This window comes from Providencia alcalifaciens DSM 30120, assembly GCF_000173415.1.
Lineage (GTDB): Bacteria > Pseudomonadota > Gammaproteobacteria > Enterobacterales > Enterobacteriaceae > Providencia > Providencia alcalifaciens.
Genome location: NZ_ABXW01000052.1, coordinates 52,067 through 70,975 on the forward strand (window position 1 = coordinate 52,067; position 18,909 = coordinate 70,975).

Consider the following 18,909-nt stretch of genomic DNA (forward strand, 5'->3'; position numbering starts at 1 on the left):
TTCTTTCGCGCCATTATAGCTAAAATTTGATGGGATTGTCATAGTGACAAAACATGACAAAATTACACATGACCTTTCTTTGCCGAAAAGTTATCCTAAGCAAAATTTAAAACCATAACAAGGAAAACCAATGAAACGAGTATTCATAATATCCTCCATTTTAACCTTATTTTTAGTGAATAACTCTGCAATGGCTGGAAATTCATCACAGGGTTGTGAAATTAAAAAACAGAAGATTGAAACTCAGCTCAAATATGCGAAAGAGCATGGTAATACATATCGCATCAATGGGCTTGAACGTGCTCTCGACAATGTGACTCGCTACTGCACATCCGATTCACTCTATCGTGATAGCCAGGAGAAAATCGCTGAGAAACAAGAAAAAGTCGCTGAACGCGAAGCTGAGTTACAAGAATCTATCCAAAAAGGTGATCCTGAAAAAATCGCTAAACATAAGCGTAAAGTGGCTGAAGCCAAAGCTGAATTGAAAGAAGCCCAAGATCTTGCGGATATCTACAAAGACACGCTTTAATAGAAAAATAAATATAATCAAATAGTTATATTTTATTTTTCACCTCACCCCATGCCTAATTTAGGATAAATAACGGCATGGGGTGAAATTACCAACAAACATAGGCTATAGTATAAAATAATATAGAATGGTGAATTATAAGCATATTTTGATTAAGCAGTGAAAAGGGGAACGCATGTCAGACATGCAAGATGAGCAACAAAAAGAGACCAACAAATTAAAATCCACTCTAAACAAAAGCCTAGATGGTAGTAAAAAAGCCCTAACGTTCTCAATGAGAGTGGTCGATTTTGTTTGTGCAATTCCATTTATTGCGCATTTAATCCGCACTGCCCAACGTTTTACCGATAGAATGGGCAACCAGTTTGGTGCCGCAATTACCTATTTCTCGTTTTTATCCCTGATCCCTGTACTAATGTTTAGCTTCGCTGCGGCGGGTTTCGTGTTAGCCAGTAATCCTGAATTACTTGAGAAGCTCATTCGTGGTATTTCCGCAAATATCACTGATCCGACGTTAGCCAATACACTTGAGCAAACTATCGACACAGCAATCCGCCAGCGTACCACCGTGGGATTAACTGGTTTAGCCTTAGCCGTTTACTCTGGGGTTAACTGGGTAAATAACTTACGTTTGGCGATTTTGGCACAATCTCGAACAGTATGGGAGCGTAACGAAGCAGAACAAGAAAATATCATTTTCCGTTATGTTCGTGACTTTTTTGCCCTCATTGGCTTACTTATTGCGCTTATTGTCACCATTACCCTAACGTCTGTCGCAGGTTCTGCGCAAGCGACGATTGTTAGTACGCTTGGATTAGACAGCATCGAGTGGCTTAAGCCCGTTTGGACACTGATTGGCTTAGCAATCTCCATTACCGCCAACTTCTTATTATTTTTGTGGATTTTCTGGATATTACCGCGCATGCAACACCGACGCCGTTCACTATTAAAAGGAACGTTGCTAGCTGCAATTGGTTTTGAAATTATCAAATCGATTATGACGTGGATTTTACCTACCTTAGCATCATCACCATCAGGAGCAGCTTTCGGTTCGGTGCTGGGATTAATGGCATTTTTCTATTTTTTTGCCCGATTAACGTTATTTTGTGCAGCTTGGATTGCCACCGATGAGCCAAAAAGCACAACCCAAGACGTACTCATGTCTTAACGTCAACAAAGGGGAATGAGCTGTTCATCATTCCCCTAACTCTCTTACACCATCTCTTTCACCAACGTTTCCATTAAATCTTTTGCGCTCATTTCACGCACTTTCGCCACATTTTGCCCTGCCCAATGAGCCGCATAATCATCACTACCAGACTGGGTTGCTGCTGCATTAAGCTGCTTACCAACATCATAAGCTATGGGGTAATCGGGTAATTTACTCACATCATACTGCTGCCCTGTCTGCATAAACTCATTAAAAATGCCACGGGCAGGTCGACCGGATATTGCAGCCGTTAAATGGGTATTATCTGTGGTTTGACTCTTTAATTTACGGCGATATCCATCGTTTGCCGCAGATTCAGGACACAACAAAAATGCAGTGCCTAATTGAGCCGCAGATGCGCCATGAGAAAGTGCTTGTTTAATATCAGCACCATCCATAATTCCCCCTGTTGCAATAATTGGCAACTGGGTATGCTTGGCTAACAATGCCACCAGCTGATTAGTCGTGAGTTCCTCATCTTTGGCTTGTACATCAAACATGCCACGATGCCCGCCTGCCTCAATTCCTTGAGCAACAATGGCATCAATACCTGCATCTTCGATTAATCGCGCTTCTTGCAAATTGGTCGCCGTCGCCATCGTGAAAATACCTTTTTCTTTCAAGGTGTTGATAATTTCACGAGACGGCACATTAAAATGAAAGCTCACTACCGCAGGTTGCATTTCCAAGAAGAGCTGTAGCATCGCAGGGTTATCCAAGAATGAAAGATAGATTTCATCCAATTGTTCCGGAGATTGGCGATTAAATTGTTGAAATTTTGGCTGTAAATGTGTCAGCCAAGCCTGCTCATTTTGACTATTACGCTGTGGTGTCGCATGGCAAAACACATTTACATTGAAGGGCTTATCCGTTAACGCTTGAGTCGCCGCTATCAATGTTCGAGCTTGCTCTACCGAACACGCACCTAAAGCAAGGGAGCCTAATCCGCCCGCTTCACAAACAGCAGCAACCAAAGCAGGCGTAGAAACCACTGCCATCGGTGCTTGAATAATCGGATAACGTAGATTGAGGCGATGCCGCAATACATTCGAGTTATTCATACTTTCCCTTTCCTTTTTATGCTTACGCGACAGATGAATGACATGTTAATAAATTGCATATAATATGTATCTTTATCATTCTATCCCAATATTTTCCCAATGAACCTAACTGTTTATCGGAATGTGATAGCGACCGCATTTCTCATGACTATCATAAAATTAGCGCATTAAACGCATTTTAAGCGTTTCTGTTATCACCATAACATCACTAAGATACAGAGAGTCCATCCCTAAGGAAGCCGTCCATGCAAATCTCTCTGTTAGAAAATTTACCTTGTGGTGTTGTGGTGTATGTCCGTAATCACTCCCAAGACTGCGTTGGAACATTTTGCGCACGTGGAAGCGATCTTTCTGGAGAACCGTTAACAGTCGATACGCCTTTGCGTATTGCCAGTAATACGAAGCCGTTTACCGCTGTGGCGATTCTACGTCTCGCTGAGATGGGAAAATTGTTCGTTGATGATAGCATTTCTCACTATATCTCTCCCAAATACAATCAATTGCTCACGCCTAAATATGATACTGATGCTATTACTATCCGCCACTTACTCAGCCACAGTAGCGGATTATTAGATCATGCCAATGAAGAGTACCTCAAAGAGGTATTAAAGCGCCCAGACTATCAATGGACACGAACAGAGCAAATTGAGTTATATGTTCAGCAAGATCATCCGTTTTTTCCGCCTTCTGAAATGTTTATCTACTCTGATACAGGCTATATTTTGCTTGGAAATATTATTGAACGCATAACAGGACAAACATTGGGAGAAGCCGTTCGAGAATTACTAAAATTTAATGTAATTGGCTTACAGTCAGCCTATTGGGAAACGTTTGAATACCCAAGCACAACTGTACCACGCGCGAAACAATACTTAGGTAAGCTCGATTGCTCCGATATGGATCCTTCCATGGATGTTTATGGCGGCGGAGGTTTAGTCATGTCATCAAAACAAATGGCGCAGTTCTTTGAAGCTTTGTTCTGCGGGAAAATATTTGATAAACCAGACACATTGAAAACCATGTTAAGTGCAGGAGACCATGAAGGAGCAAGTCATTATCGACTTGGGATTATGGCAAAAGAAATCAATGGAATGATGCTATATTCTCATTTAGGTTTTTGGGGTTCAGTCGCTTACTACTCACCGGCAACTCAAACAAGCATCGCGGGGTTTGTTGATCATCGAGATTCGCGAAATGTTTTGATTCAAGTGGTTGAATCCCTCTTAACCTCAGCGTAAAAAAAAGCCCTCATAGAGGGCTTTTTGATGAAGATAATGTATTAGCGAGTCAGTGGTGCAGGTATTGGTAGTGCCGGTGCAGGCACTCCATCTTGCGGCTCTGCGACTGCTGAAGCTTCTGGAGCAGGTTCCACAATCACTGGTGGAGCAGGCCATAACACTTGCGTGAATTTTTGGCGAATCTGCTCTGCATCCATGGTCTGTTTTTCTTTTGGCTGAGCTAAAACAATTGCGGCTTCTTGAGATAATAAACGACGAGCTTCCATGTTGACTTGCTCAAGATTCTGGCTGCCTAAGAATGCTTGTCTGAGCAATTGATACTGCTCAGGTGCAATATCCACCACTCCATTTTGCTGAGAAATCAAACGTTGGCTAATCAACACGTCGGTACTGGTACGTGCATACGCAGCAAACAACTGTGACAATTGCACTTGTTTCTCTTTCATCATGTCGTTGAATAGCTCTGGGTCGATACCATTTTGGTTGATTGCCGCCAACTCATTTAAAACCACATCCGAAACAGCTGCCATTTTTTCTGGTGGCGCTGAAATCGCTAATGTGCAGCTTGCTTTTTGATATTGAACACGGCAATCCAGACCTGGCGTTACACCATCGTCAACAAATTTCTGCTTAAAGGTTTTCTGTAATGAGCGGTAAATAGCTTCACGCGCCAGATCACTTCCCCAATAACGTAACAGTACATTGGAGTCTTTAATCGGTAACCAATCGATATCCCAAATCAGAGAAAGCGTATCTTGTGTTGCTTTATCTTGCAGAATATTAATAGATTGCGGCTTGACTGATGATAATACGGCAACTGAAACTGGTTCAGAACGTCTACCTTCTAGTGATGAAAACGCTTGAGTGATGCTATCAGATAACATACGCGCATCGACATGCCCAGCCACATACAGTGTCATGACATCGGGTGTATACCATTTTTGATAAAACGAGTTCACACTCGCTAAATCTACTTTACCGTTTGGCTTCTGCCCTGGATCGTAGCCTAACATCGCCGAACCATTAAGGCGTGCACGCCACACAGGATCATTCGCATTGACAGGTAGTGTTGCCACTGGGACATTCGGTACGTTTAACCCACTTTGTAATGAGTTTTCAGTGTACTGCGCTCCAGCTACTGATGTTGCAAGCCAACTTAACGCCTGTTTGATAAGATCAGGACGGTTGTTTGGCAAACTTAAACTGTAGATTGTGTAGTCGTAAGAGACAACGGCTGGAGGTAACGGCATATCAGGATCAGTCGCCTGACGCCAAAAACTTTGTAATGTAGCAGCAGGAAAAGCGTCAGACTGATGAAGTAGCGCCATCCGAGGGATCAGATAGCTGTACCCTTTTTCACTGGCTTTCTCAGATAATGAACCTGTTTTAATGGCTAACCGAAGTTGAATTCGGTCATTTGGACGCTGTGGTGTTTGTAATAACTGCCAATTAAAGCCATTCTCGAGCTTTCCTTGCTGCCATGCTGGATCGGGTTGTAAAGGTTCAGCACTTGCAAAACCAGTGACTGATAAAAGTACCACTCCGATGATATATCGCACTTTCAAACCCTGCATGTAGACCCCTATGTTCTTTATATCCTTGTATTTAACCGTAAACAGCAACAGATGAATTAACGAAAAACGCTAATTGACTCGGTTAAGCGATATAATTTGGCTTCATCAAAAATTTGATTATCACTATACCGGAAAAAAACATCGTTGCATGTTATTGAGATCATTGGGCTGCACTCACTACACTAAGTCGCTACGTTGATCACTAAAATACATCTTGAACACCGCCATCTCGAATGCGGATGTTTTGTATTTTTGAACACTATAAATAGCGAGAGCCGCCTGAATCTTGTCGCTAACAATATGATAGGTATGTGTAATGATATTAGACCACAAACCTTATAACATGTTCATGGCTTAATCTGAATTTTGTCGTTTTATTTGACGATTATAACCTTTCGCCAATAACCCTATCTCATCATCTTGATGATATTGAGAAACCTCTAGGTGATCGACCTGTTGATTTGCTTGCAATTCGCCCGCAATTTTGCGTAGTGGGCGTACAATCATGCGGCTCACACACCATGTCATCGCAATAGCAATGATCAGCGCTAACAGTAAATAAGTTGTTATTAACAGTGCAAATGTGTTGAGAGCAAAACGGTATACCCGATTAGAATCCACTTGTAGCGTCAAATAACCTTGAGGTTTCGCTTGTGGGGCCATGGTGCCATAGGCATACAAAGGTACCGTCATTTCCACAGGGATACCGATAAGAGGCAAAGACCATTCAGGGATCGGCTTTGGCGTGGCGAAGCTGAGATTCATCACCGTCGCATTATCTACCGTCACAATCGCCTTCCCCATAATTCCTGAGGTTTTCAGGCTGACAAGAAGCCTTTTGACTTCATTTAAATCAGAACTGAGTAGCGAGTCCGTTAATGGTTTTTGGACTTGAACTACAGCATTACTTAATTGATTTAAATAGTCTTGTTTGCGCTGTTCTAACAGGTAAGTAAATTGAATGGACAAAAAAAGTGCAAGAAAAAGCAACGTAATCACAAAGAATACGATCATGCTCTTAAACGTGAGTGAACGTTGGACACGAGTGTTCATTTCCCACAACCTTCCTAATCAAGCTGCTTTTTAAAGAAAAAAATCGGACGAACAGTATACTTGATTTTCCGTATAAAAGAGCATCTTTAAAAAAGAAAGATCACATATTTAGGATAAGCTCCAAATTAACCGCTAAAGTGAGTATAAACAGGATGAGGAAACGGCAGAAAGTCTGTTTTCTGCCGTCTAAAGTCGTTAATTCACGACCACTGCTTGTTTTTCGTCGTCTTCGACAGCAAAACACGCCACTAATTGCTCTCGATAATTTTTCAACGCAGGCTGAGATTGGGTACATGGACCGAACGCTCGTCGACAACGCGCTGCAAATGCACACCCTGGAGGTGGATTAAGCGGGCTGGGTAGTTCCCCCGTTAATTTGATTCGCTCACGGCGTTGGTCTGGATTCAAACGTGGTGTCGCAGATAACAGCGCTTGAGTATAAGGATGTTGAGGATTATTAAAAATCTGCTCTTTCGTCCCTTTTTCTACACAACGCCCCAAATACATCACCATCACTTCGTCCGCAATGTGTTCTACGACTGACAGATCATGGGAGATGAAAACGTAGGAAAGCCCCAATTCTTGCTGCAAATCCATCATGAGGTTCAAAACTTGAGCACGCACAGAAACGTCCAATGCCGAAACGGGTTCATCCGCCACAACCACATCAGGATCTAACATCAAGCCACGAGCAATTGCGATACGCTGACGTTGCCCGCCCGAAAACATATGTGGATAGCGACTATAATGTTCGGTTTTTAGACCAACTTTAGCCATCATCGATAACACTTTTTCTTTACGCTGTTCTTTAGACAAGGAAGTGTTAATCAATAAGGGCTCTTCCAAAATTTGCCCCACTTTTTTACGTGGATTCAATGAGCCATAGGGGTTTTGAAAGACGATTTGAATTTTTTGACGACGTAACTTCTCCGCCGATTTATCTTTGATCAGCAAGTTTTGGTCGCGATAATACAGCTCACCCTCGGAAGGCTGCTCAATCATCGTGAGTAAGCGACCAAGTGTGGATTTACCACAGCCTGACTCCCCAACCACCGCCAATGTTTTTCCCTTTTCTAACTCAAAAGAGACACCATCAAGTGCTTTCAGGGTTTTCTCCTTTGAGAAAACGCCCCCTTTCACTGAATAGTATTTTTTCAAATCTACCGCTTTTAATAACGGCATTCCTTTGGAATGTTGTTCACTCATAGCGTTGGTCTCCCCATATCATCCAGTGGCATATGACATTTCACCTGACGGTCGCCAATGGTCTGCAATGCAGGCTCTTCTTGGCGGCAACGATCCGTCGCGTACGGGCAACGAGGATTGAGCAGACACCCTTCAGGGCGATCATATTTACCAGGTACGACACCCGGCAATGACGCCAAGCGAGATTTATTACTGGCAAACTCAGGCAACGCACGCAATAGCGCTTGTGTGTAGGGGTGTCTTGGATGTTTAAAAATATCCTTCGCTTTTGCCGACTCCACCACTTGCCCTGCATACATCACGATAATGTGATGTGCTGCTTCTGAGACTAAAGCTAAGTCATGGGTGATCAACACTAACGCCATATTTTCTTGTTGTTGTAATTCCAATAATAGCTCGATGATCTGAGCTTGAATCGTCACGTCTAGGGCCGTGGTTGGTTCATCTGCAATCAACAACTTAGGACGACAAGCAATTGCCATCGCAATCATAATTCGTTGGCTCATCCCTCCAGATAATTGATGAGGATAAACGTCAAGACGAGAATGCGGATCGGGAATTCCCACCATATTTAAGAGGTCAACGGCGCGCTGTTTACGCGTGCTTCTACTGCCACCTTGATGGACTTTCAGCGCTTCCATAATCTGGTAGCCAACGGTAAAGCAAGGGTTCAGACTGGTCATCGGATCTTGGAAAATCATGGCCACATCTGCACCGACAATTTGACGACGTTCTTTTTCTGGTATGGACAGGAGATCACGCCCATCAAACTGCAGTGATTGCGCCATCACTTTTCCGGGGTAATCAATTAACCCCATAATCGCAAGAGAACTAACCGATTTACCGGAACCAGACTCACCCACAATTCCTACCACTTGTCCTTTCTCAACTTGATAGCTGATGCGGTCAACGGCGCGAAATGGGGTCTCTTCGTCACCAAAGTGAACAGAGAGTTGTTCTACATTTAACAATGCCATTAGATTACCTCATCACTGCTTGAGTTTTGGATCAAAGGCGTCACGCAAACCATCACCCATCAGGTTAAACGCTAATACCGTTAATAAAATTGCTAATCCAGGGAACGTAACAACCCACCATGCGCTTTGTGCAAACTGCAACACGTCAGACAACATCGTTCCCCATTCTGGTGTTGGCGGCTGAGCCCCCATTCCCAGAAAACCCAGTGCAGCCATATCTAGAATGGCATTTGAAAATCCTAACGACGCCTGCACAATCAGCGGTGCTAAACAGTTAGGTAAAATATTGACGAACATTTGACGGAATGCACCTGCTCCAGCAACTCTAGAAGCAGTCACATAGTCTCGGTTAACCTCTACTAACACCGCGGCTCGCGTCAAACGAATGTAGTGCGGTAATGCGACAAAGGTTAACGCTATCGAGGCATTGACAATGGAAGGACCAAAAATTGCGACTAGAACTAATGCTAATAATAAACTTGGCAGCGCTAACATGATGTCGACCACACGCATAATCAGCGCATCAACCACACCACCAAAATAACCCGCAATCACCCCAATCGTTACGCCCATTATCAGGGATAACACAACGACTAAACAGCCGACTAACAAAGAAAGTCTTGCGCCATACATCAGTCGGGATAAGAGATCACGCCCCACATCATCCGTCCCAAGGATAAACTCCCATGAACCTCCGTCTTCCCATACTGGCGGAGTCAACAACGCCTGACGGAACTGCTCATCTGGAGCATGAGGTGCTAATACGCCAGCAAAAATAGCGATTAATACCATCAAAATAATGTAGAACATGCCTACGACAGCGCCTTTATTGCGCTTAAAGTAATGCCAAAATTCTTGTAAGGGTGTCATCGGCTTCGGGGCGCTGACAGCTTTAGACTCAGTTGTTTGAGACATTCTTGCGCTCCTTATTTTTTATGACGAATACGAGGGTTAACAATGCCATACAGCACATCAACCACTAAGTTAACGAAGATAATCAAGGTGGCGACGAGTAATACCCCCCCTTGAACGACAGGGTAATCTCGACGTTGTAATCCTTCAATTAACCAACGACCTAATCCTGGCCATGAGAATATCGTTTCGGTCAAAATAGCCCCTGCAAGCATTACCCCCACCTGCAAACCGATCACCGTCACTACCGGCAGCAACGCATTACGCAGCGCGTGAATTAAAATCACACGTGCACGGCTGACACCTTTTGCGCGCGCAGTACGAATATAATCTTCCCCTAATACTTCCAACATGGCAGAACGCGTCATGCGCACAATCACGGCTAGCGGGATAGTTCCAAGGACAATAGAAGGTAAAATCAAATGTTCAACCGCATCTTTGAAGTCACCAGCTTCCCCCCAAATGAGGGTATCAATTAACATGAATCCAGTGAGTGGATTAGAGTCATCAAGGAAGACCGTGTCGCTAACCCTTCCGGCGACAGGCGTCAGATCCCACTGGACCGAAACCAGCATGATCAACATGATCCCCCACCAGAAAATTGGCATTGAGTAGCCTGTTAATGAAACACCGATCGCTGTGTGATCGAAAATAGAACCACGCTTAACCGCAGCTAACACCCCAACAGGGATCCCCACAGAAACCGCGAAAATCATTGCACACGTCGCCAATTCGACCGTGGCTAGGAAGCGAGGTAAAAATTCCTCCCAAACGCCAATGCGGCTTTTTAAGGAGATCCCTAAATCACCGTGCAGTACACCGTTCAGATAATGGAGATATTGTTTCCAAAGTGGCTGATCGAGTCCTAATTCAGCCATTAAATAGGCGTGTCTTTCTGGGGATAATCCTCGTTCGCCCGCCATAATCATGACTGGGTCACCTGGGATCATATGAACGAAAGCAAATGTAAGTAGCGTGATACCGATAAAGGTGGGGATCACGAGCCCGAATCGTCGGAGGATAAATTGCAGCATATCCTGAGTCTCTTTAATAATGCCGTCGACGGCTCTTAGTCCGCTTGGCTGGTCAGAAAAAACAACGTTTTCATCTGCTCACAAATAACTAAATTTATCTGTTTCTTCTGAATGTCAGAGGAGAAAACGCCCTCCGCTGCAAAGAGGCAACGAAGGGCATTTACAGATTAAAAACAATTACTTATCAATGTCTACGTTTTCGAAGTGGTGTTTACCTAATGGATCAACCACGTAACCTTTCACTTCTTTACGCACAGGCTCAAATACCGTGGAGTGAGCGATGATCAGCGCTGGTGCTTGCTCGTTCATCACCACTTGAGCTTGTTTGTATAGCTCAACACGTTTGTTGTGATCGGATGTCATACGTGCAGGTTGAATCACGTCTTCAAAGCTTTGATCACACCATTTAGAGTAGTTTGAACCCTGTTTTTTCGCTGCGCAGCTGAACAATGTCGCGAAGAAGTTATCAGGGTCACCATTGTCCCCAGTCCAACCCATCATTACAGTTTGTGGCTCGCCGCTCTTAGCTCGTTTCAGGTATTCACCCCACTCGTAGCTAACAACTTTCGATTTAACGCCAATTTTCGCCCAGTCAGCTTGGATCATTTCTGCCATTCTGCGCGCATTTGGGTTATATGGACGTTGTACTGGCATCGCCCACAGATCGATTTCAAACCCTTCAGGGAAGCCCGCTTCCGCCAGCAGTTTTTTCGCTTTTTCTGGGTTGTATTCGGTATCTTTAATCGCGTCGTTATAACCCCACATTGTTGGTGGAATTAAGTTTTTCGCTTTTTGACCCGCGCCCTGATAAACCGCTTGGATGATGGCGTCTTTATTTACGGCCATCGATAGCGCTTGGCGAACTTTTTGGTTATCCAGTGGTTTTTTCTCAACGTTATAAGAAAGGTAACCTACGTTCAGACCTGGCTGCTCCATTAACGTAATTTCTTTATCTGCTTTCATGCGTTCTAAGTCTGCCGGATTTGGATACGGCATAACTTGGCACTCATTTTTTTGCAGTTTTGCATAACGCACTGATGCATCAGGAGTGATAGAGAATACTAAGCGATCAATCTTCGGTACATTGCCCCAGTAGTCTTTGTTCGCTTTGTACAGAATACGAGAATCTTTCTGGTACTGTTGCAGCTCAAAAGGACCTGTTCCGATTGGGTTTAAATCAACTTTCTCAGGCGTTTTCGCTTTCAACATTTGATCAGCATATTCCGCAGATAAAATGGAAGCGAAGTCCATTGCCATATCAGCTAAGAATGGTGCTTCAGGACGAGTTAGTGTGATGCGAACGGTGTTGTCATCGACTTTCTCAACTTTGTCGATGATCTTATCCATGTCCATCCCCATGAAGTACTCATAGCTACCGCCAGAAACTTTGTGATATGGGTGATTTGGATCTTTCTGGCGCATGAATGTGTAAATAACATCATCCGCATTCAAGTCACGGCTTGGCTTGAAATCTTTATTTGAATGCCACTTCACGCCTTTGCGCAGATGGAAGGTGTACACTTTGCCATCGTCACTCACTTCCCAACTCTCTGCTAAACCAGGCTCAATTTCAGTGGTGCCCAATTTAAATTCAACTAAGCGGTTATACAGAGGAATAGAACTCGCATCATAAGTTGTCCCAGAGGTAAACAACTGCGGGTTAAACCCTTCAGGTGAACCTTCAGAACAATAAACCAGTGTTTTAGCCTGTACTGAGGCAGACACAGCCAAAGCAGCTAATGTTAAGCCTACAGTTAATAAACCTGTCTTTTTCATCGAGAGCGTCATTGGTAATGCTCCTGTGGTGTATGTTGTTTTATCGAATACTGAAATCCGCCTTGAACAAGACAGATGTCGTATCTGTATTTTTTTGTTATTCACTGTGCAATTAATCAACTGGAATACATTTCGTCAATAGCATTATTCTCTGTAACAATTTGGCTTAAATGACACATTTCGGATTATTTTGGTGTAAATATAGCCTGATATGTTACGAAAATGTTTATTAACCAGCGGTTATAACCACAGAAACATTACTGAATAGATTTTTATAGGGACGTTAATTATTTGTATATTTGTGATTAAGTGCTGAATTACTGAGCGGAAATGGTGGGCAATACAAAAAACTGCAACATAAAACGCTAAATAGAATTTGTATAAAACTATTTGATAGCTGATTGTTTTGCATGTTTTTTATACTAAAAATAATTATTAGCGAATTTATATATCATATTCCTATTTTCACGGGATCGCGGGTGAAAATACCAATCGCATAATGAAAGTGTGCTTTGAAGTGAATTTGAATTGAAGATATGGACTGAAAAAACATCGTCTTATTTGTGTGCAAAGAACAACAGAAGAAAGAAAAGAAAAATGAAGGGAACTATAAACGAAAAAACCCACCTCTATGAGGTGGGTTTTGGAATTTGGTCGGCGAGAGAGGATTCGAACCTCCGACCCACTGGTCCCAAACCAGTTGCGCTACCAAGCTGCGCTACTCGCCGAAAACGGTGTGAATAATACTGCCAAGAATGGGGATCGTCAACCCTATTTTTAGTGAAAACCGTTCGTATGCTGATAAAACCATCAAAATGGTATGGTTTCTTAATTTTAAGCCTATTTTAGGACAAAAAATAAGCGCTAAAAATATTTAGCGCTTATTTATCCCAATCACTGGGAAGGCAATATTTATTCAATCATTTTTTTAATCAAAAATAACTGACTAAAAATCAACCTATTGCAACAGAGAGATATCTGCTACTTTTAAGAATAACTCGCGAAGCTGGCTTAACAGGGTTAAACGGTTAATACGTACCGCAGGATCTTCATCCATTACCATGACGTTCGCAAAGAATTCATCAACCACTTCACGTAAAGAGGCTAACTCAACCAATGCTTCTTGGTAGTTACGTTCAGCAAACATTGGCGCTAACTTGTCTTGCAGTACCACAACGTGAGTTGCTAACTTCACTTCTTCTGGGGTTTTCAGTACAGAAGCTAACACGCTATCGGCGAGTTTTTCTTCTGACTTGCTCAGAATATTAGAAACACGTTTATTGGCGGCTGCCAGCGTTTGTGCTTCTTCTAAAGAGCGGAAGTGAGTCACTGCTTTAACACGAGCATCAAAGTCAGCAGGCTGAGTTGGGCGACGAGCTAATACCGCTTGGATGGTATCGATGCTGTAGCCTAGTTCTTGGTACCAAGAACGGAAGCGACCCAGCATGAACTCAACCACATCTTCCACGACATTTTTGTTAGTTAGTTTATCGCCATACAGACGCACAGCTTCTTGGGTCATTTCCACAAGATCAAGCTGATAGCCTTTTTCAACGATAATACGTAACACACCTAATGCCGCACGGCGCAGAGCGAATGGGTCTTTATCCCCTTTCGGATGCTGGCCGATACCGAAAATACCTGCGAGGGTATCCATTTTTTCTGCTAATGCTAATGCCGCAGAAACATCGGTAGATGGCAGTTCATCCCCCGCAAAACGCGGTTGATATTGTTCTTTCAGTGCAAGAGCAACATCTTCTGACTCACCGTCATGGCGAGCATAGTGCATTCCCATGACACCTTGAGTGTCTGTGAATTCAAAGACCATGTTGGTCATTAAGTCACATTTTGCCAGTAAACCAGCACGAGTTGCATGATTAACATCTGCACCGATTTTACTTGCAATCCAACCCGCTAACGCTTCTAAACGGTCAGTTTTATCACGCAGGGTTCCCAGCTGTTGCTGGAACAGTACAGTTTCTAAACGTGGTAAATTATCTTCTAGACGCTGTTTACGGTCGGTTTTGAAGAAAAACTCCGCATCCGCTAAACGCGGGCGAACAACTTTTTCGTTACCGGAAATAATTTGCTGAGGATCTGATGACTCAATATTTGCCACAAAGATAAAGTTTGGCATTAACTTGCCAGCATCATCATAGACAGGGAAATATTTTTGGTCGCCCTTCATGGTGTACACCAATGCTTCAGCAGGAACTTCTAAGAATTTATCTTCGAATTTTGCTGTTAGTACCACTGGCCATTCAACCAAAGAGGTGACTTCTTCAACTAAGCTGTCTGTGAGATCTGCTTTACCGCCTAACGCTTTAGCTGCTTTTTCTGCGTTCGCAATAATTATCGCTTTACGCTCAGCGTAATCCGCAATCACTTTACCACGTGTGCGTAAAATTTCTGGGTATTGCTCCGCGTTATCAATGGTGAATTCAGCTTCACCCATAAAGCGGTGACCACGAATAATACGGTCGCTCTTAATACCAAGAATCTCACCGTTAACGATATCACTACCCAACAGTAACGTGACCGTATGAACAGGACGCACAAACTGAGTGTCTTTATCTGCCCAACGCATTAATTTAGGGATAGGTAATTTCGCCAGAGATCGGCTTACCATATCAATCAGTAATTCACTGACAGGCTGCCCTTTCATTTGAGCACGATAAAGTAACCATTCACCCTTATCGGTTGTTAAGCGTTCCGCTTGGTCGACTGTAATACCGCAACCACGTGCCCAACCTTCAGCTGCTTTTGTTGGTTTACCTTCCGCATCAAACGCTTGCGAAATCGCTGGACCACGTTTTTCAACTTCACGATCTGGCTGAGCTGCGGCTAAGCTTTCTACTTTCAACGCTAAACGGCGAGGTGCAGCGAACCAATTCACCGCACCGTGAGTAATATCTGCACTATCTAATTCAGCCGTAAAGTTGGCTGCGAATGATTCTGCAAGAGAACGAAGAGCCTTCGGCGGTAACTCTTCTGTACCGATTTCCACAAGGAAAGTCTGTTGAGTCATGACAGCCTCTTAGTTCTTATGACACATAGGGAAACCCAGCGCTTCACGAGAAGCATAATAAGCTTCTGCGACCCCTTTAGTCAGGGTGCGAATGCGTAAAATATAACGCTGGCGTTCGGTTACTGAAATTGCTTTACGGGCATCCAGTAAGTTAAAGGTGTGAGCCGCTTTCAAAATACGCTCGTAGGCCGGCAGTGGCAGTGGCGTTTCTAAAGCGAGCAGGTATTGGGCTTCTTTCTCATACTCTTCAAAGCATTTGAATAAAAACTCAACATTTGCATGCTCAAAGTTATAAGTAGACTGTTCAACTTCGTTTTGATGATAAATATCACCATAAGTGGTCTTGCCTAGAGGGCCATCACACCAAACCAAATCGTACACGCTATCAACGCCTTGAATATACATCGCAAGACGCTCAAGACCGTAAGTGATCTCACCGGTAACCGGTTTACACTCCAAGCCACCTACTTGTTGGAAATAAGTGAACTGAGTCACCTCCATTCCATTTAACCACACTTCCCAGCCCAAGCCCCAAGCACCTAATGTTGGGTTTTCCCAGTTATCTTCAACGAAGCGGATATCATGGACTGTAGGGTCAATACCCAGCTCTTTTAATGAGCCTAGGTACAACTCTTGGATATTGTCAGGTGAAGGTTTGATAATCACCTGAAACTGGTAATAGTGTTGTAAACGGTTTGGGTTCTCACCGTAGCGACCATCGGTTGGTCGACGAGATGGCTGAACATAAGCTGCTGCGATAGGTTCTGGACCTAAAGCGCGCAAACACGTCATTGGGTGTGAAGTACCAGCGCCGACTTCCATGTCCAGTGGTTGAACAATGGTACAGCCTTGGCGCGCCCAGTAGTCCTGTAATGTCAGGATAAGACCTTGGAAGGTTTTGGTATCAAACTTTTGCATGTTAGATCCGCACGCGATACGTGAAATTTAAGAAAGTGACCAGTATACCCTTTGACCGCCAGATATACAGCAATGAATACATATGTAATCATTCTAAAAAGAAAAAAATTAATTTCACCCCTTTAAAACTGTATTTTTATACAGTATAAAGATTCTATTCTTGCTCACAAGCTGAACATAATTAGAAAAAGGATGAAAAATGGAAACATTGCCCACTCGCTGCCATTGGGTTAACCAAGACCCTGAATATATTGCCTACCACGATAATGAATGGGGGAAACCTACCAAAGATAATCACCAACTATTTGAAATGATCTGCCTTGAAGGGCAACAAGCGGGGCTGTCTTGGTATACCATTTTGAAAAAACGCCAAGGTTATCGAGAACTATTCCATCAATTTGATCCCGAAAAAATTGCCTTAATGAATGAAACCGATGTAGAACGATTGATGCAAGACGCTCGCATTATCCGTAACCGATTAAAAATCAATGCGATTATTTCCAATGCTAAAGCTTATCTATCCATGAAAAACCACGGTGAGGATTTTTCGACGTTTATTTGGGCGTTTGTTAATCATCAACCTAAAGTCAATAACTGGACTGAATCATCCCAAGTTCCTGCGGAAACAGAACTGTCTAAAACACTCTCTAAAGCCCTAAAAAAACAAGGTTTTAAATTTGTTGGTTCAGTGACTTGCTACGCCTTTATGCAAGCTACTGGTATGGTTAATGATCATTTAGTAAGTTGTTGCCAATATAAATAAATCAGAGTTTATCCATAATAACCGAATAAATTGCAATTCAAATAAACTACATTTAACACACAAGTTAATTCAAAAAACCAATTTATTATTAATATTTGATATTTTATATGAAAAATAACTGTAACTATGCTATTGAACTCCAGATGGTAGCGCGGTATGTTTGAAATTCCATTAACAAACTCATCAATAGACGTGAAAAAACACAATGAATTTCTCTAAATTTGGTAATAAATTTGCTAAGAATTCAGGTATTTCAGAATTAATGAAAGACTTGAATGAAGGCATTCGAACCCCCGGCGCTATTATGCTGGGTGGTGGGAATCCTGCTCATATCCCCGAAATGGACAAATACTTTCAGGATCTCCTTGCAGAGATGTGTGCAAATGGTCAATTAACCGACACATTATGCAATTATGATGGTCCTCAAGGCAAAGATGCCATGTTGAAAGCGCTAGCAGCAACTCTAAAAGCGAAACTAGGCTGGGATATCAGTGCACGAAATATTGCGCTAACAAACGGTAGCCAAAGTGCGTTTTTCTATCTATTTAACTTACTTGCTGGTCGCTTTGAAGATGGTATCTCCCGTAAAGTTCTATTCCCTATCGCACCAGAGTATGTCGGGTATGCAGATTCAGGACTGGATGAAGATCTTTTTGTTGCTAACAAGCCACAAATTGAGTTCTTACCGGATGGACAATTTAAGTATCATGTTGATTTCAATACACTAGAGATCACGAAAGACATTGGGGTTATTTGTGTATCACGTCCAACCAACCCAACAGGAAACGTGATTACAGATGAAGAAGTTCTGCACCTCGATCAATTGGCGAAGCAGCACAACATTCCATTACTGATTGATAATGCCTATGGCGTTCCTTTCCCCGGTATTATTTTTAGTGAAGCCACTCCATTTTGGAATGAAAACATTATTCTGTGCATGAGCCTGTCAAAACTGGGTCTACCGGGCACACGTTGCGGCATCATCATTGGTAGTGAGGATTTAATTGATGCTATCAGCAATATGAATGGCATCATTAGCCTTGCCCCTGGAGGTATTGGTCCAAGCATCGCACTTGAAATGCTACAGCGTGATGATTTATTTAAACTATCTCAAAATATTGTTGGTCCATTTTATAAACAGCGTGTTGAAGAAGTTATTAAAATCATTCGCCGCTACATTCCTGAAGATAGATGCCTCATCCATAAGCCTGAAGGCGCTATTTTCTTATGGCTCTGGTTTAAAGATATGCCAATTAGCGGTTTGGAACTTTACCGTCGTTTAAAAAAACGTGGTGTGTTGATGGTTCCTGGGCACTATTTCTTCCCAGGGCTTGAAGAGGATTGGCAACATGCACATGAATGTATGCGAATGAATTATGTACCTGAGCCAGAAAAAATTGAGCAAGGCATTCAAATCCTCGCTCAAGAGTTAGAAAAAGCCTATCAAGAATCTGAACGCTAGGTCTAATTAATAGATTAAAAAAAGCCCTTTCCATCAAGGAAAGGGCCAAAATTAGCGAGAACTCCATAATTGAAATCGAATATATTTGTTTATGACAAATGTTATTCGCGGTTATTAAACCACTTTTCTGATATCAGTTATGGCGAGAACAAGCCCCAATTACAC

At 42.8% G+C, this 18,909-nt stretch carries 15 protein-coding genes and 1 tRNA gene; 5 read left to right on the forward strand and 11 right to left on the reverse strand.

Annotated features, from left to right (window positions below):
* The first annotated feature begins 130 nt into the window (after nucleotides 1-130).
* Nucleotides 131-532, forward strand: a complete 402-nt coding sequence (locus tag PROVALCAL_RS12165; protein WP_006663049.1) for a DUF1090 domain-containing protein — start codon at nucleotides 131-133, stop codon at nucleotides 530-532.
* Between the two features lie 175 nt (nucleotides 533-707).
* Entirely contained in the window at nucleotides 708-1,700 is a 993-nt protein-coding gene (yhjD, locus tag PROVALCAL_RS12170; protein WP_006659577.1) for an inner membrane protein YhjD, read from the forward strand.
* A 44-nt stretch (nucleotides 1,701-1,744) separates the two neighbouring features.
* Here the strand turns inward: yhjD and PROVALCAL_RS12175 are convergent, their stop codons facing one another.
* Nucleotides 1,745-2,803: an NAD(P)H-dependent flavin oxidoreductase gene (locus PROVALCAL_RS12175; protein ID WP_036974130.1), complete on the reverse strand. Its 1,059-nt coding sequence runs from the start codon at nucleotides 2,801-2,803 to the stop codon at nucleotides 1,745-1,747.
* A gap of 245 nt (nucleotides 2,804-3,048) precedes the next feature.
* On the opposite strand from PROVALCAL_RS12175, the gene PROVALCAL_RS12180 reads away from it, so the two are divergent.
* Nucleotides 3,049-4,041 carry a serine hydrolase domain-containing protein gene (locus tag PROVALCAL_RS12180; RefSeq protein WP_006659579.1) on the forward strand — a complete coding sequence of 331 codons (993 nt, stop codon included), beginning with the start codon at nucleotides 3,049-3,051 and terminating at the stop codon, nucleotides 4,039-4,041.
* A 41-nt stretch (nucleotides 4,042-4,082) separates the two neighbouring features.
* Here PROVALCAL_RS12180 and PROVALCAL_RS12185 read toward each other — a convergent pair whose 3' ends face one another.
* From PROVALCAL_RS12185 to glyQ, 10 genes are all read right to left on the reverse strand, one after another.
* The gene (locus PROVALCAL_RS12185; protein WP_039861957.1) at nucleotides 4,083-5,615 is read right to left on the reverse strand and encodes an insulinase family protein; all 1,533 of its coding nucleotides are present in this window, start codon (nucleotides 5,613-5,615) and stop codon (nucleotides 4,083-4,085) included.
* A 354-nt stretch (nucleotides 5,616-5,969) separates the two neighbouring features.
* Nucleotides 5,970-6,668 carry a HAMP domain-containing protein gene (locus PROVALCAL_RS12190; RefSeq protein WP_006663054.1) on the reverse strand — a complete coding sequence of 233 codons (699 nt, stop codon included), beginning with the start codon at nucleotides 6,666-6,668 and terminating at the stop codon, nucleotides 5,970-5,972.
* A 195-nt stretch (nucleotides 6,669-6,863) separates the two neighbouring features.
* Nucleotides 6,864-7,874 (reverse strand): dipeptide ABC transporter ATP-binding subunit DppF, encoded by a 1,011-nt coding sequence (dppF, locus tag PROVALCAL_RS12195; RefSeq protein WP_006659582.1) that lies wholly within the window; start codon nucleotides 7,872-7,874, stop codon nucleotides 6,864-6,866.
* A complete protein-coding gene (dppD, locus tag PROVALCAL_RS12200; RefSeq protein WP_006659583.1) occupies nucleotides 7,871-8,851 on the reverse strand; it encodes a dipeptide ABC transporter ATP-binding protein in 981 nt (326 codons plus the stop codon). Before dppD ends, dppF begins: the two co-directional genes overlap by 4 nt.
* 12 nt (nucleotides 8,852-8,863) lie before the next feature.
* Entirely contained in the window at nucleotides 8,864-9,766 is a 903-nt protein-coding gene (gene dppC / locus PROVALCAL_RS12205; protein ID WP_006659584.1) for a dipeptide ABC transporter permease DppC, read from the reverse strand.
* Nucleotides 9,767-9,777: 11 nt separating this feature from the next.
* On the reverse strand, nucleotides 9,778-10,797 hold the full coding sequence (dppB, locus tag PROVALCAL_RS12210) for a dipeptide ABC transporter permease DppB (RefSeq protein WP_006659585.1): 1,020 nt from the start codon (nucleotides 10,795-10,797) through the stop codon (nucleotides 9,778-9,780).
* Between the two features lie 177 nt (nucleotides 10,798-10,974).
* On the reverse strand, nucleotides 10,975-12,585 hold the full coding sequence (gene dppA / locus PROVALCAL_RS12215; protein ID WP_036959677.1) for a dipeptide ABC transporter periplasmic-binding protein DppA: 1,611 nt from the start codon (nucleotides 12,583-12,585) through the stop codon (nucleotides 10,975-10,977).
* A gap of 639 nt (nucleotides 12,586-13,224) precedes the next feature.
* A tRNA-Pro gene (locus tag PROVALCAL_RS12220) sits at nucleotides 13,225-13,301 on the reverse strand.
* A 230-nt stretch (nucleotides 13,302-13,531) separates the two neighbouring features.
* Nucleotides 13,532-15,601, reverse strand: coding sequence for a glycine--tRNA ligase subunit beta (gene glyS, locus PROVALCAL_RS12225; RefSeq protein WP_006659588.1), 2,070 nt, complete (start codon nucleotides 15,599-15,601; stop codon nucleotides 13,532-13,534).
* Between the two features lie 9 nt (nucleotides 15,602-15,610).
* Nucleotides 15,611-16,519 (reverse strand): glycine--tRNA ligase subunit alpha, encoded by a 909-nt coding sequence (glyQ, locus tag PROVALCAL_RS12230; protein WP_006659589.1) that lies wholly within the window; start codon nucleotides 16,517-16,519, stop codon nucleotides 15,611-15,613.
* Nucleotides 16,520-16,718: 199 nt separating this feature from the next.
* Between glyQ and PROVALCAL_RS12235 the strand changes: the two genes are divergently transcribed.
* Nucleotides 16,719-17,282, forward strand: coding sequence for a DNA-3-methyladenine glycosylase I (locus PROVALCAL_RS12235; protein WP_006659590.1), 564 nt, complete (start codon nucleotides 16,719-16,721; stop codon nucleotides 17,280-17,282).
* Between the two features lie 205 nt (nucleotides 17,283-17,487).
* Nucleotides 17,488-18,744 (forward strand): valine--pyruvate transaminase, encoded by a 1,257-nt coding sequence (locus PROVALCAL_RS12240; RefSeq protein WP_006659591.1) that lies wholly within the window; start codon nucleotides 17,488-17,490, stop codon nucleotides 18,742-18,744.
* Nucleotides 18,745-18,909 lie beyond the last annotated feature (165 nt).